The 16,618-nt window shown below is 71.9% G+C and carries 13 protein-coding genes; 5 read left to right on the plus strand and 8 right to left on the minus strand.

Annotation, left to right across the window (positions count from 1 at the left end):
- Window positions 1-322: 322 nt before the first annotated feature.
- From IE136_RS14470 to IE136_RS14505, 8 genes are all read right to left on the minus strand, one after another.
- A complete protein-coding gene (locus tag IE136_RS14470; protein ID WP_158990015.1) occupies window positions 323-2,227 on the minus strand; it encodes a hypothetical protein in 1,905 nt (634 codons plus the stop codon).
- A 111-nt stretch (window positions 2,228-2,338) separates the two neighbouring features.
- Window positions 2,339-2,518, minus strand: a complete 180-nt coding sequence (locus tag IE136_RS14475) for a lysine biosynthesis protein LysW (protein ID WP_189600521.1) — start codon at window positions 2,516-2,518, stop codon at window positions 2,339-2,341.
- Entirely contained in the window at window positions 2,515-3,483 is a 969-nt protein-coding gene (locus IE136_RS14480) for a transketolase family protein (protein WP_158990013.1), read from the minus strand. The genes IE136_RS14475 and IE136_RS14480 overlap by 4 nt, the downstream gene beginning before the upstream one ends.
- Window positions 3,480-4,331: a transketolase gene (locus IE136_RS14485; RefSeq protein WP_189600522.1), complete on the minus strand. Its 852-nt coding sequence runs from the start codon at window positions 4,329-4,331 to the stop codon at window positions 3,480-3,482. The genes IE136_RS14480 and IE136_RS14485 overlap by 4 nt, the downstream gene beginning before the upstream one ends.
- A complete protein-coding gene (locus IE136_RS14490; protein WP_158990009.1) occupies window positions 4,328-5,626 on the minus strand; it encodes a DegT/DnrJ/EryC1/StrS family aminotransferase in 1,299 nt (432 codons plus the stop codon). The genes IE136_RS14485 and IE136_RS14490 overlap by 4 nt, the downstream gene beginning before the upstream one ends.
- 40 nt (window positions 5,627-5,666) lie before the next feature.
- On the minus strand, window positions 5,667-6,719 hold the full coding sequence (locus IE136_RS14495) for a BtrH N-terminal domain-containing protein (RefSeq protein ID WP_158990007.1): 1,053 nt from the start codon (window positions 6,717-6,719) through the stop codon (window positions 5,667-5,669).
- Window position 6,720: 1 nt separating this feature from the next.
- The gene (locus tag IE136_RS14500) at window positions 6,721-7,317 is read right to left on the minus strand and encodes a beta-sandwich domain-containing protein (protein WP_189600523.1); all 597 of its coding nucleotides are present in this window, start codon (window positions 7,315-7,317) and stop codon (window positions 6,721-6,723) included.
- 135 nt (window positions 7,318-7,452) lie between these two features.
- Window positions 7,453-8,184: a sulfotransferase-like domain-containing protein gene (locus tag IE136_RS14505; protein WP_158990003.1), complete on the minus strand. Its 732-nt coding sequence runs from the start codon at window positions 8,182-8,184 to the stop codon at window positions 7,453-7,455.
- A 251-nt stretch (window positions 8,185-8,435) separates the two neighbouring features.
- Here IE136_RS14505 and IE136_RS14510 point away from each other — a divergent pair, with 251 nt between their 5' ends.
- Genes IE136_RS14510 through IE136_RS14530 form a run of 5 tightly spaced genes read left to right on the plus strand, consistent with a single transcriptional unit; the run spans window position 8,436 to window position 16,613 of the window.
- Complete coding sequence (locus IE136_RS14510) at window positions 8,436-9,311, plus strand: RimK family alpha-L-glutamate ligase (RefSeq protein ID WP_158990001.1); 876 nt, start codon at window positions 8,436-8,438, stop codon at window positions 9,309-9,311.
- The gene (locus tag IE136_RS14515; protein ID WP_158989999.1) at window positions 9,311-10,435 is read left to right on the plus strand and encodes a [LysW]-lysine hydrolase; all 1,125 of its coding nucleotides are present in this window, start codon (window positions 9,311-9,313) and stop codon (window positions 10,433-10,435) included. Before IE136_RS14510 ends, IE136_RS14515 begins: the two co-directional genes overlap by 1 nt.
- A gap of 5 nt (window positions 10,436-10,440) precedes the next feature.
- Complete coding sequence (locus IE136_RS14520) at window positions 10,441-14,391, plus strand: non-ribosomal peptide synthetase (protein ID WP_189600597.1); 3,951 nt, start codon at window positions 10,441-10,443, stop codon at window positions 14,389-14,391.
- Between the two features lie 10 nt (window positions 14,392-14,401).
- Window positions 14,402-15,556, plus strand: coding sequence for an acyl-CoA dehydrogenase family protein (locus tag IE136_RS14525; protein ID WP_189600524.1), 1,155 nt, complete (start codon window positions 14,402-14,404; stop codon window positions 15,554-15,556).
- Window position 15,557: 1 nt separating this feature from the next.
- Window positions 15,558-16,613 carry an acyl-CoA dehydrogenase family protein gene (locus IE136_RS14530; RefSeq protein ID WP_158989995.1) on the plus strand — a complete coding sequence of 352 codons (1,056 nt, stop codon included), beginning with the start codon at window positions 15,558-15,560 and terminating at the stop codon, window positions 16,611-16,613.
- Window positions 16,614-16,618: the final 5 nt, after the last annotated feature.

The raw sequence follows: 16,618 nt of genomic DNA on the forward strand, positions 1-16,618 counted from the left end.
TCTTGACCTCTGCAAAGGGAAACTACGAGCCCGCCCGCGCCCCCCGCGTCCGCGGCAGACGCATTCCGCGGGGCGTGCCGGACTGACTCCGCTGCCGCGCGGCTACGCACCCCGATTACTCCGCGCAGGGGTGGGCGGCCGGGGGCGCGCATCTCGCCGGGACGCACGGCGTGGAGACGTCCGAGGAGACGGAATCCACGGTGACGGGCGAGCGCTCGGTCAACGCCTGCGGGCTACTCGGCGGGGCACCCCCGTGCAGCGAACAGGCCGACGAGGGCCTGGTCGGCGAACCCCTACCGGCCGGACCGGCTCACGGTCCTGGTCAGCCGCTGTTCTCGGCGGCCAGGATGCCGAAGTTGCGGCGGGCGATCGACACGGCGAGGTCCTGTACGGCGAAGGCCGTCATGTAGTAGCCGTGCGGCGGGATGCCGGGGGCCAGCGTCAGGGTGAACGTCGTCTCGCCCGTACCGTCCGGCGCGATCCTGACCTTGCGCAGGTCCGGTTCGATCGTGCAGCCGGCGCGCCCGTAGCTGGCGAAGAACAGGCCGAGGCGCAGGATGCCGGGCCGGGCGTCGCGCACGGCCACCCGCACCTGGTTGGTGGTCCCCTGCTCCGCTCCGTCCTCGGCGTGGACCAGCAGCGACGGGGAGTCGAACAGCCGGAAGGCGACGTCGCCGCAGCGCGTGCAGACGACGCCCTCGAAGTCGAGCGAGGTGGGGACGAGGGCACGCCGGCTGTAGCGCTCGGCGGGCCGCCCGCACTGGCAGCGCACGTGGCTGACGTCGGACATGTCGATCCGGCTGCGCTCGCCGAAGTAGGCGAAGCAGTTGCTGAGTTCGTTCTCCGGGTCCTTGACGAACTGGGTGGCGATCGCCATGTCCAGCGACTGCAGGTCGTCCATCAGGCCGCGGATCACCGGGGCGCGGTCCTGGTGCACCGCCAGGTCACGCCTGGAGACCTGGCTCTCGACCTTGGTGGCGAGCTTGCCCAGGCGGGTTCGGAGCGGGTGGTTGGGGGACAGCACCCCGCCGGCCAGATACGCGGTGAGGCGGGCGGAGGTGGTGAGGAGCAGCTGCTCCGGCTCGACGGTGGGCGGCTCGGGCGTATCGCCCGCGTCCTCGCCTATGCCGAACTGGACGTAGGCGGGGTAGGGCTCCGAAGTGCCGATGCTCGCGTTGAGTGCCGCGGCGGAGGAGGCCCCCGCCAGGGCGGCGTCCGTCCAGACGAGGTTCTCCGGGCGGGCGGAGGCGTGGACCGTGATCGCACCGACGACGTTCCTGGCGGTCCCGTCGATCGCGTTGAGCATCAGCTGGTACTTCGGGTCGAAGACGGCGGCGTCGGCGAAGGGGCTGTTGTTGCAGGAGCTCAGCACCACCTCGGCGGCGCGGATGTCCCTCAGCTGGATCAGCTTGTCCACGGGCTTGTAGCAGGTGGAGGTGGCGCAGATCGGGGCGACCAGGGCCGGGTTGCGCCCGACGGTCTCGTTCAGACCGCAGATGGTGAAGTCGGCGAGATTGATCGAGTCGTCCTTGCCGTGCCCCTGCAGCATCAGGCGCCGCCAACGGGTGCCGAGGATCTCGGACTTGACGTCGCTCGTCGCCACCTCGCCCTCGTTGCGCAGGTGGATGCCGTCGCGGGTGAGACCTCGGTCGACGCCGGTGAAGAGACCCAGCTCGTGCACGTCCGGGGCCGGTGCCACGTACTGCTTCGCGGTGAACCAGGCGAGGGAGGCCGCGTCCCGGCCGGTGAGGAACGAGAGACGCACGTCCGGCCGGCGCGAGGCGGCGCGGACCAGCGGCCAGATGAGATCGACGGTGAAGTGCTCGTAGAGCCCGGCGATCAGAAGGGAGTACGCCTCGGGCCTGTCGTCGTCCTCCGGCGCGAGCCGGTCGAGCAGGGCGGGAGCGAGCTCTTCCTCGTCGAGCCAGGTGAGGGCACAGGGCGCGATCAGCGAGTGCAGTCCGGCCGGCAGGGTCTCCGGCCTGAGCACGATTCCGTACGTGCGGGCGGCCGGGCGGCTCACCTCCCCGTACAGGTCGGCCGAACGCTCGGCGGAGGCGGCCAGGTCGGCCCGTCCGCCGGTCCACACCGGGACGGACGCGGGTGCGTCCGCGGCGAGGAACTCCTCGACGGCGGCGGCGTACGAACCCGCGTCGTCGATGACCGAGAACGGCGGGGGCGTCAGGGTTGCCGTCCCGACACCGGGACCGTGGGGCTCGGACTGCATGAGGTCTGACTCCTTCGGGGAAGTTGTGCGCTTCTGGGCTTTTCGGAAGGTCCGGAACGCGGCGCGCCCCGGCGTACACAGCGCGCCGGGGCGGGCCACAGCCTGTGACGGCTACTCTCCCCAGTCCTCTTCGACGTCGGGGGCGAGGGCGAGCACCATGGGGTCGAGCGCCACGATCTCCAGCTCGCTCCTGCAACCCCCGCATTCCAGGATCTCGTTCAGCCGGACCGAGTCGCCGATGCTCACCGGCTCCTCGCACTCCGGGCATGACAGAGCAGTCTTCGTGATCAAGAGATGTGTTCCTTTCGGTCGGTTCTTCCCGAGCGGGCCGCGGTGTCGAGAGCGGTACGGACCGCCCTGACCACCCGCTCCGCGGTGAGGTCGTAGTGCGCGACGAGATGTTCCTGGTTGCCGACCTGGTCGACGAAGGTGTCCGGCACACCCAGCCGCACCACCCGTACCGGCGCGCGCTCGGCCAGCGTCTCCGCCACCGCGCCGCCGAGTCCGCCGCCGCGCCAGTGCTCTTCGAGCGTCACGACGAGGTCGGCCGGGCGGGCCGCGGCGGTCAGCGTCTCGGTGTCGAGCGGTCGCAGTGTGTGCATGTTCAGCACGGTCGCCTCGATGCCGTGCCCGGCGAGCACGTCCGCCGCGGCGAGACAGGCGAGCACCGGGTAAGGGCCGCAGCTCGCGAGCACGACGTCGCCGCCCTGCCGCAGCGTCTGCGCCTGCCCGATGACGGGAGGCGGGCCGACGGGCAGCGGCGGGGTCGCCTTGCGGCCGAGGCGGACGTACAGCGGCCCGGCCAGGTTCAGGCTCTGTTCGACGAACGCCTCCGTGGCGGCGGCGTCGGCCGGCACCACCACGGTCATGCCGGGCAGCACCCGCATCACGGCGAGGTCTTCCAATGCCTGGTGCGTCGGACCGAGGTGGCCTGCGGCCAGCCCGCCGTGGGTGGCCATGATGCGGACCGGCAGTCGGTTGTAGGCGATGTCGATCTTGATCGCTTCCAGTGCCCGGGAGGTGGCGAAGGCAGCCATCGTGTTGACGAACGGGACCCGCCCGCACGCCGCCATCCCGGCGGCCACGCCCATCAGGTTCTGCTCGGCGATACCGAGGTTGAGGTACTGCTCACCGGCCGCCGCCGCGTGGTCCGCGCTGAACAGACCGGTGTCGGAGTCCAGGCACATCAGCTCGGGATGCCGCGCCAGCAGCGGAAGCAGTGCGTCCCGGTACGCCTCGCGGGTCGCACGGCTCATCCCATGCCCTCCGTGGCTCGTAGTGCGTTCAGGGCCCGCGAGTGGTTGCGGGGCGAGAGCGTGACGTAGTGGCTGGCCGGACGGCCGGCCAGGAAGGGCAGACCGTGGCCCTTGACCGTGCGGGCGATCAGCACGCTCGGCTTGCCCGGCTCCCACGGCGCGGCGTCGAGGTGCTCCGCCAGCAGCGCCGGGTCGTGGCCGTCCACCTCGCGCACCGACCACCCGAAGCTGCGCCAGCGCTCGGCCAGCGGCTCCATCGGTGCGATGTCCTTGGTCGCTCCGGTCAGCTGCAGGCCGTTGGAGTCCACCACGGCGACCAGCCGGTCCAGTCGCAGGGTCGCGGCCGCGATCGCCGCCTCCCACACCGAACCCTCCTGCAGCTCGCCGTCGCCGAGCAGGACGAAGCTGCGCGCTGGGCTGTCCGCGTAGCGGGCGGCCAGCGCGAAGCCGCAGCCCAGGGCGAGTCCGTGGCCGAGCGACCCGGTCGGCAGCTCCACGCCGGGCACCGCGCGGACCGGATGGCCCATCAGCCGGCTGCCGGGGCGGCCGAACTCGGCGAGCTCCTCGACCGGGAAGAAGCCGCGCTCGGCCAGCGTCGCGTACAGCGCCAGGGCGGCATGGCCCTTGCTGAGCAGGAAGCGGTCACGGTGCGGATCGTCCGGCCGCCGCGGGTCCACGTCGAGGACCGAGAAGTACAGCGCGGTGAGCACGTCGGTGCAGGAGAGCCCACCACCGAGATGACCGCCCTCAGGCCCGGCGCACATGTCGACCACGTGCCTGCGGATGCGGGCGGCGATCGCCTCCAGCGTCCCGAGTGCGTCCCGCTCCAGCAGTTGGGTGCCGGTCATGACGCCGCCTTCGTGAGCGTGGCCACCATGTCCTTGTGGGCCCACACCTTCTCGAAGGCGTCGGCGTACAGCGAGAGCAGCTCGCCCGCCCCCGGGTTGAGGTGGCGCTTCTGGATGGTCAGCGAGTCGGCGATGACCGCGCGGGTCACCGGGTAGCCCTCGCCCGAGACCGTTCCGGGCGCGCCGGTCACGGCCCACGGGTGACCCGAGCCGAAGCCGAGGCGCTCGACGAACACCTTCTGGTCGGGCAGCGGCATCAGCTGGTACTGCGACATCGGGACGCCCTCGGCGCGCAGCAGCCGGCGCAGCGCCGAGCGCAGCGCCTGCGGGCGCACCCCGTCCAGGCCGAACGCGGCCGGGTCGAACCGGAAGCGCAGGATGTGCCACACGTGGGTGGTGTCCGGGAGCGCGGTGGGCACCTGAAGGCCGGGCAGCTTCGCGAGCCGGGCGAGGAACTCGGTGACGTTCTGCTGCCGTCGCCGCTCGTACTCGTCGAAGCGGGCGAGCTGCGCGGAGGTGAAGGAGGCCTGGAGGGCGTTCATCTTGTGGTTCCAGCCCAGGCCGTAGGAGATGTAGTCGCGGTCGCGGCCGGCCTCGATCACCTCGCCGAACTGCCGGCCCCGGCGCATCGCCTCGGCCAGCTCGGTGCTGCCGGTCACCAGCAGCCCGCCCTCACCGCAGGTCGGGATGTTCTTGCTGACCTGGAGGCTGAAGGCGCCCGCGTCGCCGATCCCGCCGACCGGCCGTCCGCGGTGGGTCGCGCCGGGGGCCTGTGCGGCGTCCTCGACCACCGCGAGGCCGTGCTTGCGGGCGATCGCCGTGATCCGGTCCATGTCGGCGGGCGCGCCGTGCAGGTGCACCGGGATGATCGCCCTGGTCCTGGGCGTGATCCGCCGCTCGATGTCGTCCGGATCGATGTTGAAGGTGACCGGGTCGATGTCGGCGAAGACCGGAACGGCCATCTGGTGCACCGGTGCGAGCCCGGTGGCGATGAAGCTCAGCGCGGGCACGATCACCTCGTCCCCCGGTCCGACGCCGAGCGCGGACAGCGCCAGGGACAGCGCCGCGGTGCCGTTGGACACCGCGACGCAGTGCGCGAAGCCGAAGCGGCGGGCCCAGTTGTGCTCCAGGTCGGAGACCGGGTTCACGCCATCGGTGTCGGACACCAGCCGTGCGCCGTCGAGCGCGTCGAGGACGGCCTTGCGGTCCTCGTCCTCGACCAGTGGCCACTGCACATGACGTCGGTCTTTCGGCACGGCCGGCGTACCGCCGAGCGCTGCCAGCTTGCTGCTCACTCTTCACTCCGGAAGGTCACGAGGGTCGATGCGTACGCGATCACAGCCGTGCCGCCACTGCGCCGACGGCGTCGACCGCACGCGCGTAGGCGCTGCGCAGCAGCGTGGCGTGGTGCGCTATGTCGAGGGTGGCCGCGCGCGGGTCCCCGAGCCCGTGTGCGCCGGTGAACCGCAGCCCGGTCCACGCGTGCGCCACGGTCTCGACCGCGCGGCCCGCTCCGGCCAGCGCCGGATCACGCCACTCACGGCCGCAGCGGCGCAGCAGTTCACCGTGGAGTGAGGCTTGCGCCTGCATGGCCCAGCCGAACGGGTAGAGCTCGCGCAGCGCGCCGGCGTCGTTCGCCCGGCACCGGTCGAGGAGTTCCGCGGCGAACTGGTCGAATCCGGCGAGACCGGTACGGACCGGGCCGGCCGTGGTGAAGTCCTCGACGTCGGAGCGCAGGAAGCCGCCGAGCAGTTCGGGTGTCAGCGGCGCGGGCACGGCGTCCAGCCGGACGTCGAGACAGCGCCGGCCGATCCGGGAGTCGCTGAAGAAGGCGTCCTGGACGTCGGTCGGGTTCTCCGAGTTCCAGCTGCGCAGGAACTTCTCGATCGGGACCGCGCCGCGGAAGGCCGGCGGCATCGCGTCCGAGACGTAGACCACGCCACGGGTCTCGTCCAGACCGTAGATCACCACCTGGTGCGCGGCGTGCACGTCTCCGTACGCGGGCCGGAACGGCAGGTGGAAGTTGTCCACGGCGGCGATGACCAGCCGGTCCTCGGCCAGCGAGGCGCGCACCTCGCGCCAGACGTCCTGCTCGTCGGCCGGTTGCCACCAGCGCGCGTGCAGTGCGTGGTGCGGTGCCAGCGCGGTGCCGAGATCGATCGCCCCGGACTCGTCGGGCAGGCACGGGTAGTAGAACTCCTCGTGCCTGACGTCGCCCGGCAGGTGCAGGAACCGCCAGCCCGCGCCGAGCACGGAGAGGGGGTCGACGCCCTCCCGCGCCAGCACCGAACCGATGGTGGCCTGCAGGCAGCTGATGAGGTCGCGGTACCACAGCTCGGGTTCCGGACCGTTGATCATGTACGTTCGCGCGGTCGTTTCGACGGTCATGTCAGAGCTCCGTCCGCTGGAGGGTGACCGCGAAGATGTGCATCGCGACGTTGCGCGGCAGCAGGATGCCGGTCAGATCGGCTCGCCGGGTCACTGCCACCCGCTGCGCCCACATCACCGCGGGAACGCCCCGCTGCACGTGATGCGGATAGTGCATGGCCAGGCTCTCGAAGGCCCTGACCTCACCGAACCACGCCGGGGCCGCCCAGAAGTCGGAGACCCGCAGCGGTTCGGCGTCGACCGAGCCGTCCGCGAAGGTCAGCTCCACGGTGTCCTCGCAGCGCCGTTCGGACGCCGCCAGGACGTGGATCCAGTCGTAGCGGTCCCTGGGGACCTTGATGAACTGGCCGGCGCAGCGGATGTTGTCGGGCCCCTCGCAGACCGGAGGAAACTCGAAGGGAACTCCGTCCACATGGACGAGGCTCCCGCCCGCAGGCAGATATTCCGCCGCGAACGAGTTCCGCCACACATTGAATGCCCCTGCTCCGGTCTCCGCCGCCGAAGAGATTGCCGCATTGTTGCGGTGGTCGGAAATGTCGATCCGATCGAACAGAAATCTTGTGGCTGAGGACGCCGAGATCCCCGTCAAGTGCCCCACCTCGCTGGAACGGAATTTACGTCTCGAACGTAGCCTGCTGATTCGCGCATGTCGTCCGCATGGTGATTACTCTGCACATCCGAATGCGGATGCAGCGTACGCGCCGGGTAATCATGCGGACCGTTCCGCCGGACGTCACGGCCGGAGTGCGACGGCGCGCAGCTTCTCGTAGTACGGCTGGTGGTGGTCGCGGAAGGCGCGCAGCACCGGGTCCGCCTCCACCGCCTCGGCTCCGTCGGTCCTGCTCCGGGCGAAGCCGGAGGTCTCGCTGGTCGCCCGGTGCCACTTGCTGGTCGACTGCCACTCCGAGCGCATGCCCGGCTGCCAGCTCAGCGCCTCCGGGCGGAAGGGGATGCCCACCGCCTCGCAGTAGGCCCGCACGGTCTCGGCCGGGTGGTCGAGCAGGTCGTCGGAGTCGATCACGACGGGCGTGCGCCCGGTGACGGCCTGCACGGCGGTGAAGATCTCATACAGCCGGGCGAAGCCGATCTCGTCGCGGCCCAGCTCCGGGTTGAGCGCGTGATGCGAGGCGATCGCCTCGGCCGGGTCGCGGATGATGAAGGTGTGGGTCGCGGCGGCGAGGAAGGCCTCGTCCGCGAGCAGCGCCGGGTAGTGGAAGTCCGTGGTGTCCTTGAAGAACACCGGCTCCCGGGACCCCATGGCGCGCAGCTGGGCGAGCACGTCCTGCTCGTTGTGCGCGACCCGGTCTCCGACCTCCACCTCGCCGAAGTCGACCACCCGGGAGAAGGGCTCGTGCACGACGGCGTGGTCGCCCCGCTCCGTCATCATCCGCGCGAACGCGGTCGAGCGGCATCGCGGCGCGCTCCACAGGGCGAGCACCGGAATCCGCTCCGACGTGTTTTCCACGACTTCCCTCTCTGTGCCTCGCGGCGGTCATCGATTTCCGCCGGGTTTTCGAATGCGGTCAAGAATGACACGGCACTGGCCGGAGCCGGGTAATCAAAATTCGCAACCGCAGCGGCCGGGGTCCCTGCAATACGTCCTTGCGATTCCATTCGGCGCGGACGCGCGGGCGGCCGTGCCCGCCTATTTTTTCCTCCACGCGGCAGGCGTGCCATGCCGCCCGGCCAACCACTGGTCCTTTATACGGAGGTCACGTGTCAGCAACGCCCGAGCGCCCAGACGCCCGCAGGATCGCCGTGCTCGCCAGCAGGATCGGCGCTGACGAGAAGCGGCTGTTCGACGCCTTCGAGCGGCGCGGTGTCCTCTTCGAGCACATCGACCCGCGGCGGCAGTGGTTCCCGGCCGGGCGGCGCGAGCTGCCCTGGAGCCTCGCGCTGAACCGGGAGATCGGCCAGACGCGAGCGCTGTACGCGGCCCGTTGCCTCGCCGCCGCGGGGGTCGACATGGTCAACAGCGTGCCCGCGACCGAGGTGTGCGGCGACAAGTGGCTCACCACCCAGGCCCTGGCGGCGGCCCGCGTGCCGACGCCGCGCACCGCGCTCGCCCTCACTCCGCAGGCCGCCCTGACCGCCTTGGACTCCATCGGCTACCCGGCGGTGCTCAAGCCGCTGGTCGGCTCGTGGGGCCGGCTGGTGGTGCAGCTCCCCGACCGCGCCGCAGCGGACGCCGTACTCGAGTACGCCGGCGCGCTGCCCGGCCCCCAGTCGCACCTCGCATACGTGCAGGAGCTGATCGACAAGCCGGACCGGGACATCCGCGTGATCGTGATCGGCGGCCAGGTGGTCGGCGCGATCTACCGGACCGGTGAGGCCCTGCGCACCAATGTGGCACTCGGCGGCCGGATCCTGCCGTGCGAGGTGACACCGGAGATCGAGAAGCTCTCCCTCGAAGCGGCCACCGCCGTCGGCGCGGACATCGCCGGCGTCGACCTGATCGAGGACCGCGAGGGCCGGCTGCTGGTCCTCGAAGTCAACCACCGGGTGGAGTTCTCCGGTTTCCATTCCGTCCTCGGCGACCGGGTCAGTGTCGCGGACCGCATCCTCGACCACCTGCTGGAACGGGGACAGTGATGAACTGGCCATTCACCGCGTCGGGCAGAGTCACCGAGACGTACGCCGCCGGACTGCTGCGCAAGATGCTGGAGACACCTTCCCCGTCGTACCACGAGCGCGAGCTGGCCGGCTTCCTCGCCGAGGCGATGACGGGCCTGGGCTTCCAGGCGCACATCGACGACGTGGGCAATGTGATCGGCGTGATCGAGCACGGTGACGGCCCGACCCTGATGCTGCTCGGGCACATGGACACCGTCCCGGGCCATGTCCCGGTCCGGTCCGAGGACGGTCGGCTGTACGGCCGCGGCGCGGTGGACGCGAAGGGGCCGCTGGCGGCGATGATCTGCGCCGCGGCCGGCGCGGTGGACTTCCCCGGCAGGATCGTGGTGATCGGTGTCGTCGAGGAGGAGACACCGAGCTCGCGGGGAGCGATGGCGGTCCGGGCCCGCCACGAGCGGCCGGACGCGCTGATCATCGGCGAGCCGAGCGGCTGGTCGAGCGTGGTGCTCGGTTACAAGGGGAAGCTCGACCTGCGCTACACCGTCAAGTGCCCCGCCACGCACCCGAGCAACCCGGTGCCGAAGGCGTCCGAACTGGCCGTCGCCTGCTGGAGCGCGCTGCTCGATCTGCTCGGGCCGGACGCGAGCCACGCCGTGTTCGACCAGCCGGGCGCGACGTTGTGCCGGCTCAACGCCGACCTGACCACGGCGACGATGGACCTCAGCATCCGCACCCCGCCGGGATTCGACGACGAGAAGCTGGTGCGCGAGCTGCGCGAGCGCCTGACCACCGGCGAGCTCAAGGTGCTGAACGCGGTGTCGGCCTGCCGGGTGGGCCGGGCCGACCCGGCGGTCCGCGCCCTGGTCACCGGCATCCGCCAACTGCACGCCCAGCCACGACTCGTGCTGAAGACGGCCACCTCGGACATGAACACCCTCGCCGAGGAATGGGACATCCCCATGGCCACCTACGGTCCGGGCGACAGCAGCCTCGACCACGCCGACGACGAGCACATCGTTCTCGCGGACTACCTGCGCGGCATCGACGTGCTGACCATCGCCATCTCGGAGCTGGCACACCTGCCCGGGCGCCCGGACGACCGGGTGAGCGCCGCGCCGCCGTCGCTGAGGAGCATCAAGTGACCGATATGACCCAGCGCCTCGCCGCGTTGCCCGCAGAACGCCGTGCGCGCTTCCTGGCCCGGCTACGGCAGCAGGCGGCTGCCGAACGGGGCCCGGTCTCGCGCGGGCACACGGGCCCGGCCCCGCTGTCGCCCGCGCAGGAGTCGCTCCGCTTCCTCGACCGCGCCGCGCCGGGCAGCCCCGCCGCCGGCACGCCGCTGCTGCTGCGCCTGCGGGGCGACCTGGACAAGGACGCGCTGAACTCGGCCCTGGCCTCGGTGGTGGCCAGGCACGAGGCACTGCGGACCACGATCGTGGAGCACGAGGACGGCCCGGTACAGGTGGTTGCAGCCGGGGTCCCGGTCAAGCTTCCGCTGATCGAGGCCGACGGCGAGGACCACGACCAGCGCCTCCGGGCCGCGCGGGAACTGATCGCGCGCCGGACACGGGAGCCGTTCGACCCGACCGGAACGCCGGCCTGGCGCGCGCTGCTGGTCCGGGTGGCGGCGGACGACCACCTGTTCCTGCTCGACATCCCGCCGATCCACTGTGACACCGGGTCGCACGGCATCCTGATCCGCGACCTCGCCGAGTTCTACCGGTCGTCGCGCGAGGGCGACGCGGTCCGGCTGCCCGCCCTCGCGGTGCAGTACCCGGACTACGCGCTGTGGCGGCGCGAGCGGCGCAGCGCCGACGATCTGGACCGCCTCACCGCGTACTGGCGCGAGCGGCTGGCCGGCGCCGAGGCGTTGGAGTTCCCGACCGACCGGCCACGCGGTGAGACCCGGAACTTCGCAGGTGACAGCCGCCGCTTCGACATCGGCCGGCAGGCCCTGGAGCGGGCGGAGGAACTGGCCCGGCAGGAGGGCGCGGCCACGGCCGACGTGCTCACCGCCGCGTTCTTCACGCTGCTGCACCGGTACTGCGGCGTGGACGACCTGGTGATCGGCTCGCCGGACACCGACCGGCGGCACGCCGCCCTGTCCTCGACCGTCGGGCTCTTCACCGATCCGCGGGTGCTGCGCGCGGACCTCTCCGGCGACCCGGCCTTCCGCACCCTGGTCCAGCGGGTCGCCCGCGGGTCGGCCGAGGCGTCTGAGCACGGCGGCCTGCCGTTCGACCGGCTCGTCGAGGCGGTCGAACCGGTCGTCGACCCGTCGCGCCCGCCGGTCTTCCAGATCGTGTTCGGCGTGCGGGACGCGGATGCCGTCGTCGGCCTGTCCGGTCTCGTCACCTCGCTGGAGACCGTCCGGACGGGCGTCTCGCAGACCGACATGAGCTGGACCCTGACCTGCCCGCCGGCGGCCGGCTCGGACGGGTCCCTGGTCGTCGAGTTCGACAGCGATCTGTTCGACGCCGGGAGCATCGCCAGGTTCGCCCGGCACTACGACGGACTGCTGCACGCCCTGACCGCCGCCCCGGACGCCCCACTGTCGGCTGCCGAGCTGCTCAGCCCGGCGGACCTGGCGTTCCTGGCGGAGGTCGGCAGCGGACCTGTGCGGCCGATCCGCGAGTCCACTGTCGTGCGGGATTTCGAGGCGCGCGTCGAGGAGGCCCCGGACAGCGTGGCGGTCGTCGTCGCCGGCGTCGAGACCAGCTACGCCGAGCTCAACCTCCGGGCGAACCGGCTCGCCGCCCTGCTGCGCGGGCGGGGCGTCGGGCCCGGGATGCGGGTCGGTCTGTGCCTGCGCAGGAACGTGGACCTGCCGACCGCGATCCTCGCGGTGCTCAAGACCGGCGCGGCCTACCTGCCGCTCGACCCGGCGAGCCCCGCCGGGCGGGTCGCGGAGATCGCCGCCGACGCGGATGTGCGGGTGGTTGTCGCCCACGCCGAGGCCGGTCAGGCCGTGAGCGAGGTCGACGCGCCCGTCGTGACGCTGGACGAGGTCCGCGCCGAACTGGCGGCGCTGCCCGCCCACAACCCGCCGCTCGCGGCGCGGCCCGGCGACGTCGCGTACGTCATCTACACCTCCGGCAGCACCGGCAAGCCGAAGGGCGTGCTGCTGGAGCACCGCGGCGTGGTGAACTTCATCGACTCCACCCGGGAGCTGTTCGAGCTGACACCGGCCGACCGGGTACTCGGCTTCGCCTCGGCGACCTTCGACGTCTCCGTGTTCGAGACCTTCTCAGCTCTGCTGACCGGAGCACGGCTGTACCTGGTGACCGACGAGGAACGGCTGTCCGTCGACCAACTCCAGTCGTTGATGGAGCAGCACGGCATCACCGTCATCGACCTGCCCCCGACCGTCATGCCGCTGCTGGCCCCGGAGAAGTTCACCGAACTGCGGATCGCGTTCGTGGGCGGCGAGAGCTTCAGCGGTGAGCTGGTGAACCGGTGGAACCCGGGGCGCCGGCTGTTCAACGGATACGGGCCGACCGAGTGCACGGTGACGATGATCGTCGAGGAGTGCCCGGGCAGCTGGGAGGCCTCGCCGCCGATCGGCCTGCCGATGGCCAACCACGTGGCGCACGTGCTCGACCGCGAGCTGCGCCCGGTGCCGGTCGGCGTGCCGGGCGAACTGGTGATCGGCGGCGCCGGACTGGCCGTCGGCTACCTCAACCGGGACGAGCTGACCGCGCAGAAGTTCATCGCCGACCCGTTCGGCACCGCGCCCGGCGGCCGGCTGTACCGGACCGGCGACCTGGTGAAGCGGCTTCCGGACGGCCGCCTGGTCTTCCTCGGCCGGATCGACCAGCAGGTCAAGATCCGCGGCCTGCGGATCGAACTGGGCGAGGTGGAGTCGGCGTTGACCGGCTTCGACGGCATCGGGCCGGTCAGCGTGCAGGCCTGGACCGACGACAACGGGGCGAAGCACCTGGTCGGCTACCTGACCGGGGTGACCGAGCAGCAGGTGCCGGCGGTGCGCGAGCACCTGGGCACGCTCCTGCCCTCGTACATGATCCCGTCCTACTTCGTGGTCCTCGATGAGCTGCCGGTCACCAGCAGCGGCAAGGTCGACCGGCGCAGGCTGCCCGCGCCGGACCTGAGCCGTGCGGGTGAGGAGCGGGGCGAGCGCCGTCCGCTCACCGGGACCGAACGCCGACTGCTGCGCGAGGTTCTCGCTCCGCTGCTGGGCGAGGGCCGGGTCGGCGTGCACGACGACTTCTTCCTGGCCGGCGGCAACAGTCTCCAGGCGGTCCAGCTGATGTCGGCGATCAAGCGCCGGTTCGGGGTGGAGATCGCGCTCGGCGACTTCTTCGCCTCGCCCACCGTTGCCCACCTGGCCGCCGCCGTCGACACGTGCCGCGCCGCCCGGCTGGACGCCGGCCGGGCACCGGTGGTGATGCGTGCGTCGGGCCCGGCGCAGGTGATCCTGATGCACCCGTCGGGAGGCGCGCTGTTCTGCTACGTGCCGCTGCTCAGGGCGCTGCGCGAGTCCGTCTCGGTGAGCGGGTTCGCCGCCGATCCGCACGACTGCGCCCTGCCTCCGCAGGAGGGTCTTGCGGCGTCCGCCGCCAGGATCGCGCACCACCTGCTGGAGACCGGCCTGCCGGACTCGTACTGCCTGGCCGGCTGGTCGTACGGCGGGGTGCTCGCCTTCGAGGTCGCCCGGCAGATCGAGGAGAAGACCGGACAGCAGGCTCCGGTCGTCCTGCTGGACTCCGCCTACGACGAGGACTCCGTCCCGCTCGACGAGGCGACGGTGCGGCAGCGCTTCGTGCACGACCTCGCCACGCTGACCGGACGCGACCGGGACCAGATCGAACCGGAGCTCGACGAAGGGGAGTTGGCCGGCAGTTACCGGACCTTCCGGTTCTGTGCCCTGGCGATGCAGGAGTACCGCCCGCCGAGCCCGTACGGCGGACCGGTCACCCTGCTCACCGCCTCACCGCAGATCGCCATGGAAGAGCAGTGGCGGGCGGTGTGCACCGGCCCGTTCCGGGTCGAGAACGTGCCCGGCGACCACTACACCCTGTTCACGGAGCCGGCGTTGAGCCGAGTCGTCGCGGCGCTCGAAGCGACGCTCCCCAGTTGAGGAGACCACCATGCGGTTCGGATTCACCGAGGACCAGCAACAGTTCCGGGCGCACGTGCGCGAGGCGCTGCGCTCACCCGAGGTACGCGCCGCCGCGGCGGAGGCCACCGGCGCGGACGGCGTCGAGCCGGACGCGCGTCCGCTGTACCGGCTGCTCGGGCAGCTGGGGCTGCTCGCCGTGCACTGGCCGGTCGAGTTCGGCGGCTCGGACCGCCCGCCGACCGATGCGGCGATCGTGGCCGAGGAACTGGTGCGGGCCGGTGTGCCGGACACCTTCCACGTCAACACCATCCAGATCGTGGGCCAGTTCCTGCTGATGGCGGGCAGCGAGGAGCAGAAGCGCCGGTACCTGCCGGCGCTGGCCCGCGGTGAGAGCTTCGCCTCGGTGCTCTACACCGAGCCGGACGCGGGGTCGGATCTCGGGGCACTGCGCGCCGTGGCCGAGCCCGAGGGCGACGACTACCGGATCACCGGAACGAAGGTGTTCAGCCTCAAGACCCGTTTCGTCGACCTCGGGCTGTGCGCGGCCCGGACCACGCCGGGTGCGGGGAAGTACCAGGGCATCAGTCTGTTCCTGGTCGACATGAAGGCCCCCGGCGTCACGGTGTCGCTGATACCCGGCATCGGCGACGAGCATTTCCACCGGGTGGACCTCGACTCGGTTCCGGTACCGGGCGGCAACCTGATCGGGCCGCGCGACGGCGGATGGCCGCTGCTCAACGAGGCCCTGGCCGTCGAACGCACGGGCCTCGACTACTACCTCAAGGCCGAGCGCTGGTTCGACACCGCTCTCGGCGCGCTGATCGACGACGCGCCCGACTCGGGGCACGAGGACCGTCTGGAGCAGATCGGCAGGTGGCACGGTGCGCTGACGGCCGACCACGTGCTCTCCTGGGAGGTTCTCACCGGCCTCGCCGCCGGCCGGGTCGACCAGCTCTCGGCGGCCGTCGCCAAGTACCACAGCAGCGAACTCGCGCAGTCCGTGGCGGCCTGGGCCGTCGGCATCCCCACCCCCGGGCAGCGGGCCGACCGCACCGGGGAGTCGCTGATCCTGGACTCCGCCTACCGGGAGGCCCCGGGGCTCACGCTGTCGGCGGGGACCTCCGAGGTGATGCTCCAGATCGTGACCGCCGCGTTCGAGTCCGTCGGACAGGAAGAGTACTGACATGAACCTGCACCCCGATCCGCTCCTCACCGAACTGCGCAAGGCACTGCGCAAGGGCCTGGCCGGCGTCGAGGCCCGGATGGACCTGCACGGTGCGCCGGTCACCGACGGATCCTCCGGCCCGACCCGGCCGGTCCTCGACGCACTGGACGCGGCCGACTTCGAACGTCCGGTCTCCGCCGGCGGCCTCGGTCTCGGCCTCACCGCCGGAGTGCTGGTCAGCGAGGAGCTCGGCCGCGCGGCGCGCGGCAACTCCTACCGGGCCGACGCGCTGGCGGCCGAGCTGGGTCGCCCGGCGGGCGTGGCCCTGGCCGGGCTGGAGGCACTGCCGACGGGCGACCGGGTCACCGCGACCCCGGTGGCGGGCGGCTGGGAACTCACCGGCACGGCCACGGTCGACGACGTCAGCGCCGCCCACATACTGGTGGCCACCCGGACCGGCGACGGGCCGGTGCTCGTCGCGGTGGAGCGCGGGGCGGCCGGTCTCGGCATCGAGGACGCCTGCTGGCCGCCGGTCATCCGGTTCGACCGCACGCCGGTGTCCGTCGGGGAGGTGGCCGGGCCGCTGGACGACTCGCCCACCGGTCCGCTCTCCCGGGCGCGGCTGCGGCAGGCCGGCTACCTGCTGGGCATCGCCGTCGGCGCGCACCGGACCGCGGTCGATTACGCCGGATTCCGGCGGCAGTTCGGTACGCGGCTGCGCGACCTGCCGGCCGTCTCCTTCCCGCTGGCGCGCGCCCTGGTGGCGGTGCGCGCCACCAGGGCGGCGGTGTACCGGGGCGCCTGGCTGGTCGACTCCGAGCCCGACGCGGTCGGCACCGCGCCTGCCGTGGCCCTTGCGATGGCCGCCGAGACCGCGCGCGACGTGGTGCGGCTGAGCATGCAGAGCTGCGGAGTGCGCGCGATGACGGCGGAACTGGGTCTGCACCGGTACTACCGGCTGGCCGCGGCCGAGTCCGCCCGGTACGGCGATCCCGCCGCACTGTGGCGGGCGGTCGGCGCGGACCGCGTCCGCACGGCGCGCCGGAACCGAGCCGCGGCGGTGCTCCCGGTGTGAGCCGA

This window comes from Streptomyces lateritius, from assembly GCF_014649715.1.
Classification (GTDB): Bacteria; Actinomycetota; Actinomycetes; order Streptomycetales; family Streptomycetaceae; genus Streptomyces; species Streptomyces lateritius.

Excerpts from the sequence above, each read along its gene's own strand:
- IE136_RS14470 (WP_158990015.1), bottom strand. The coding sequence starts at position 2,227 with ATGCAGTCCGAGCCCCACGGTCCCGGTGTCGGGACGGCAACCCTGACG.
- IE136_RS14480 (WP_158990013.1), bottom strand. The coding sequence starts at position 3,483 with ATGAGCCGTGCGACCCGCGAGGCGTACCGGGACGCACTGCTTCCGCTG.
- IE136_RS14485 (WP_189600522.1), bottom strand. The coding sequence starts at position 4,331 with ATGACCGGCACCCAACTGCTGGAGCGGGACGCACTCGGGACGCTGGAG.
- IE136_RS14495 (WP_158990007.1), bottom strand. The coding sequence starts at position 6,719 with ATGACCGTCGAAACGACCGCGCGAACGTACATGATCAACGGTCCGGAA.
- IE136_RS14515 (WP_158989999.1), top strand. The coding sequence starts at position 9,311 with ATGAACTGGCCATTCACCGCGTCGGGCAGAGTCACCGAGACGTACGCC.
- IE136_RS14520 (WP_189600597.1), top strand. The coding sequence starts at position 10,441 with ATGACCCAGCGCCTCGCCGCGTTGCCCGCAGAACGCCGTGCGCGCTTC.
- IE136_RS14525 (WP_189600524.1), top strand. The coding sequence starts at position 14,402 with ATGCGGTTCGGATTCACCGAGGACCAGCAACAGTTCCGGGCGCACGTG.
- IE136_RS14530 (WP_158989995.1), top strand. The coding sequence starts at position 15,558 with ATGAACCTGCACCCCGATCCGCTCCTCACCGAACTGCGCAAGGCACTG.